Consider the following 4908-nt stretch of genomic DNA (forward strand, 5'->3'; position numbering starts at 1 on the left):
CCTACGCCGCCCGGACATTTGCCGATTGAAGAATCCTACATCGAAAACATTTTGCGTTTGAATCTCGGCAAAATTGCCACCATTTACATGACGTTTGAAAACAATACGCAATGGAACGCCAAAGTGTTCAAAGGCAAACTGGAAGCCGCCGGACGCGACCATATCATCATCAGCGATCCGCAAACCGGGGTACGCACGCTGCTGTTAATGGTAAATCTCGACTACATCACATTTGAAGGGGAATTAAATTACACATACCCGTTTGCCGGAAGATAAGAAAAAACGTCCGGGAAATACTGAACTGCTCCCGAACAAGTAAACAGTGAAAAAAACAAATTGTATTCGGTGGACTCCGTCAATAACAGGCTCCTGATCATGGTGCAACGCTAGTGGCGTATTACGGCAAAAATGCGGATATAGTATCCCGTGTGAAGCGAACCAGCGTCTATAACGGAAAAAATGCAGATACGGCGCCACGTGCGGAGCGAACCAGCACCTATAACGGCAAAAATGCGGATATAGCGCCCAACGGCTGATATAGCGCCCCATGCATGCGGGAAATCCTCCTGTACAAATGGCGGAAAAACCGTTTATCTGATTTTATGTCGGAAAAACTCCCGTATAAATTCGCCGTTTTTCAGCTATTAGCGGTTTTCGGAGAATTATGCGGGAGGTTTTCCAGCATAATTTCATTTTTGCGTAAAGTTGCCGAAAATAACGGGAGGTTTTCCCGCATACGGTCGAGGCGCACCAATTCACCTGGTTACCGATAGCGGATCGGACGCAAAAAATTCCGGAAACAAAAAAACAGCCTGCTAATGTCCCGCCAAACAGGCAATGCAGGCTGGATGTTTCGTTGCGCCGGTCTGGCGTCGCTGCGCTTTTGTTGCGCTGCCGCCCGGTTTGCGAGCTAATCAGGCGATGCCTTCTCCTCCGTCCGCTTTAATCGCTGCATATCCCCCCTTTTCGCTCAACTCCGAAGGTTCTTCCGACTAATTGAAGCGCAAATCTGCACGATACATTTCGGAATATGAACAAAAATTCGCAATGAAGGTCGAAACTGCACCTCATATTCGAAAAAAAGCATTTTACAAATATTTACGTGCATTTTTGCGCTTTAATCGAAAAAAACCGGTTTTCCAAAAAAATTAACGTGCATTTTCGCGCTTCATTCAAACCCGGTAATTGATAAAAATGCGCCGGATGGTTCTTTGTGGGCGAACCCGTTCGTTTGCGATATGCGCCTCCTTTTTATACTATAGTCGATTTATTTTTCATCCGATCATGGTAAAATATATGAATAGCATACGTCCACGACATCATAATTGGAGGAGATCTCTTGGATTCCGGCACACATTTGGTATTCGGACTGGGATTGGCCGGATTGGCGCATGTCGATCCAGTGGTTTCCGGCGATTCGCTTGTTGCTGCAGCCGTATTGATCGGCACCGTTATCGGATCGCAAGCACCCGACTTTGACACTTTATTCCGGTTAAAAGGCAATGCGGCTTACATCAAAAACCACCGCGGCATTACGCATTCTCTGCCATTTATCGCGCTTTGGACAGGAATGATTACATGTTGCCTGACATTGGCGTTTGGAAATTTGCCGTTTTGGCACTTGCTCGCATGGGTGTTTCTTGCCGTTGCGCTGCATGTGTTTACGGATCTGTTCAACACTTACGGCACACAAGCATTAAGGCCGTTCTCGCATAAATGGATTTCGTGGAACATCATTCATATTTTTGACCCGTTTATTTTCGGCGCACACGTATTGGCCATTCTTCTTTGGTCGTTAAAAATTTTGGCGCCAAGCGCGATTTTTTCCACCCTCTACTCCATTCTTGCGGTATACTACATTTGGCGCACCGTACAGCACCATCAAATTGCGGCGAAACTGCCCAAGCTGGATCCGGATTATCGCGAAGGCGAGCAATACATGCTGATCACGACAATCAATCTGTACGCGTGGAATGTGTTGAAAAAACGCGCGAACGGTGAATTTGTCATCGGTGAATGGCGGGCGGGGAAATTGCAGTGGATCGATCGCTTGGCTTGCGCCCGTCACCCTGCCGTGGAAGCCTCGCGAAAACATCCGGATATCGCGGCTTTTCTCTATTTCACTTCTTTTGCTTGCGCGGATGTCCGGGAGCACAAATGGGGATACGAGGTCCGCTGGGCGGATGTGCGCTACCACCATCGCAAGCAGTATCCGTTTGTCGGCGTGCTGTTGTTGGACTATCAATTGCGCCCGCTCGATTCGTACGTCGGATGGCTGAGCGATACCCGCCTGGAAAAAAAGTTGCGTTTTGATCTTTCCAGTTGAAGCCGAACCTTTAGGAGGTGTTTATATGAGTCGCGGATGGGCATTATTTTTTGCCATTATCGGAATCGCGCTGTTGGCGGGCGTCGGTATTGCGCTTAGTTTTAACGCTCCATGGATTTCCGCAGGCATGCTGCTGATCGCCATTTTGTTTATCGGATCGGGATTCGTCGTCAAAGCGAAAATGCGGCGAAACTGAACGGCTGCCGGCTAAAGCCGGCAGGTTCCTGCGAGCGGCTGAAAGCCGACCGTTAAGGCTAAAGCCTGCTGGTAAGCAATCTGTGGCCAAAGCCACCTGAGGATTGCCGACGGAAACTCGGCGGTTTTGCCGAGTAGCAATTTTTAACGGTCGTAGGAGAGCTTATTTCGCGCAAATTGCCCGCTTTATTATTTTAACGGTCGTGGGAGAGCCTATTCTTGCATTTTTCCCGATATTCGGGCATGAAAAGGACAAATAGCCTCTACTGCGTCCGTTACATTTTCAAAGCAGCCTTTTTACGACAAATAGCCTCTGCTGCGTCCGTTAGCGCTGTGCAGGGATGGTTGTGCAGAGATGCAGCTCTCCTGTTTTAGCGCTGTGCAGGGAGGGTTATGCAGGGAAGGTTGCGCGGGAGGGCGGACCCCCGTTTTGCGTTGCGCGGAAGGGGCCCCCTCCCCGTTAATTCAGCAGAAAGCCCATTTTCTCTTTTACATGGCGCAGCGTCTCGTTGGCAACGGCGGACGCCCGCTCGGCCCCTCTGCGCAAAATTTCATAGATTTCTCCGGATTGTCTGATTTCCCTGTATTTTTGTTGTATCGGTTCCAGTGTGCGGACGACATGCTCCGCCAAATCTTTTTTGAATTGCCCGTATCCTTTTCCGGCGTACAGCTTCTCGATTTCCGCCATGTCCATGCCGGCGCAATGCGAATAGATGCCCAGCAAATTGCTGATTTCCGGCTTGTTGACGGGATCGTACCTGATTTCGGCGGCGGAGTCTGTTTTGGCGCGGGCAATCTTGCGGCGGATTTCGTCCGGCGTATCCAGCAACGCGATATAACTTGCCGGATTCGGATTGCTTTTGCTCATTTTTTTCGACGCGTCGTCAAGCGACATGATTCTCGCCCCAATTTCCGGGATATAAGCTTTCGGAATGGTGAAAAAATCGCCGTAGCGGCTGTTAAACCGCTGCGCCAAATCCCTGGTCAATTCCAGATGTTGCTTCTGATCGTCGCCTACCGGAACGAGATCGGCATTGTACAGCAGAATATCCGCGGCCATTAACGCCGGATAAACAAACAGCCCCGTCCCGACGGATCCTTTTCCCGCCGCCTTGTCTTTAAATTGCGTCATCCTTTCCAATTCTCCCATATACGAGAGCGTCGTCAGCAGCCATCCCAATTCGGGATGGGCCGGAACATGCGATTGCAAAAACACGCACGATTTTTCGGCGTCGATGCCCGCCGCGATGAATAAAGCGGCGACCGCTTCCGTTTGCTCCCGCAACGCTTCCGGTTGCTGCGGCACCGTTACGGCATGCAGATCAACCACCATAAAGTAACACTCGTGGGTATGCTGCAGCTTGACGAAATTTTGCATGGCGCCGATATAATTGCCGATTGTGAGCTGCCCGCTCGGTTGAATGCCGGATAAAACGCGCTTCATTTTGAATTTCCTCCTTCGGTTTAATAAAAACAAAAAGGCTTCCGCCGCAAGGGACGAAAGCCGTGGTGCCACCCTTATTTAATCTCCAAAATGTCAGATTGAAGAAAACTTTCCTACCTGTAACGGGGTAACCGCGCAGCATACGGGCTGACTCAGCCTCTACGAGGCCGGATAGCCTTTCCGCTTTGAGCTTGGGGATCCATTCAAAACCGCGCCACACCGGTTCGCAGCAGACACCGGCTCTCTGAAGTGGCGTTTCAGGCTTCTACTCGTTCCCGTCATCGCCGTTCAAATTGATGTTTTTTTTTATTATAAACCGAACTCCACTCTTGTCAAACGCCGGGCGTGAAAATATCTTCATCCCCAGTGGTCGCAATTACCAATTTTACGCATGAGTATAAATCTATTTTGAGATCATACTACCTACTGGAGGTGATAAATATGGCACAAGGACAAAGCCGTTCCAGCAACCAGCTTGTCGTACCCCAGGCAAATGCCGCCCTTGATCAGCTAAAATATGAAGTGGCACAAGAATTGGGCATCCAAATCCCGCAAGACGGTTACATGGGGTTTATGGCAACACGTGACGCAGGCGCTATTGGAGGTCATATTACACGCCGTCTCGTTCAGATTGCCGAGCAGCAACTTGCTGGGCAAAGATAACGGAATGTGTTCATATCGCCCGAAAGTGGCGCGATCCCGCCGATTACGGAATCGCTTTAAACAGGATTCGCGCCGTTTTAAAAAAAGGGACGAAAGTCATGCAGCCTGTTGAAAAACATCAACAGGCTTTTTTTTAGGTATGGCGTCCTAAAACTCGCGGTCTCTCGTTTTCATTCTTGCGGCAATGTTGGCCATGTTGTAGTTCGACTCGAACTTCTGTGACGTTGCCCGTCTTTTCACTCTGAAATCCGTTCCGCCCCGTCACATCAAGGCTTCCCGT

At 49.6% G+C, this 4908-nt stretch carries 5 protein-coding genes and 1 other annotated feature; of the genes, 4 read left to right on the top strand and 1 reads right to left on the bottom strand.

The genetic code is table 11. The features are described from left to right. The 3 genes from gerQ to VF260_09640 form a co-directional block, all read left to right on the top strand. On the top strand, positions 1-276 hold a 276-nt coding region (gene gerQ, locus VF260_09630; protein ID HEX7057438.1), incomplete at its 5' end, for a spore coat protein GerQ. Positions 277-1339: 1063 nt separating this feature from the next. Then, a complete protein-coding gene (locus tag VF260_09635; GenBank protein ID HEX7057439.1) occupies positions 1340-2326 on the top strand; it encodes a metal-dependent hydrolase in 987 nt (328 codons plus the stop codon). Between the two features lie 25 nt (positions 2327-2351). Beyond that, positions 2352-2522 (top strand): DUF5325 family protein, encoded by a 171-nt coding sequence (locus VF260_09640; GenBank protein ID HEX7057440.1) that lies wholly within the window; start codon positions 2352-2354, stop codon positions 2520-2522. 459 nt (positions 2523-2981) lie between these two features. Here VF260_09640 and trpS read toward each other — a convergent pair whose 3' ends face one another. After that, entirely contained in the window at positions 2982-3965 is a 984-nt protein-coding gene (gene trpS / locus VF260_09645) for a tryptophan--tRNA ligase (GenBank protein ID HEX7057441.1), read from the bottom strand. 46 nt (positions 3966-4011) lie between these two features. Beyond that, positions 4012-4256 (bottom strand) — a binding site (T-box leader). A gap of 150 nt (positions 4257-4406) precedes the next feature. Here trpS and VF260_09650 point away from each other — a divergent pair. Beyond that, entirely contained in the window at positions 4407-4628 is a 222-nt protein-coding gene (locus VF260_09650) for an alpha/beta-type small acid-soluble spore protein (GenBank protein ID HEX7057442.1), read from the top strand. Positions 4629-4908: the final 280 nt, after the last annotated feature.

Source organism: Bacilli bacterium, assembly GCA_036381315.1.
GTDB lineage: Bacteria > Bacillota > Bacilli > Paenibacillales > KCTC-25726 > DASVDB01.

What these genes read in the sequence shown, in the direction of transcription:
- VF260_09640 (HEX7057440.1), top strand. Translation starts at nt 2,352, where the DNA reads ATGAGTCGCGGATGGGCATTATTTTTTGCCATTATCGGAATCGCGCTG.
- trpS (HEX7057441.1), bottom strand. Translation starts at nt 3,965, where the DNA reads ATGAAGCGCGTTTTATCCGGCATTCAACCGAGCGGGCAGCTCACAATC.
- VF260_09650 (HEX7057442.1), top strand. Translation starts at nt 4,407, where the DNA reads ATGGCACAAGGACAAAGCCGTTCCAGCAACCAGCTTGTCGTACCCCAG.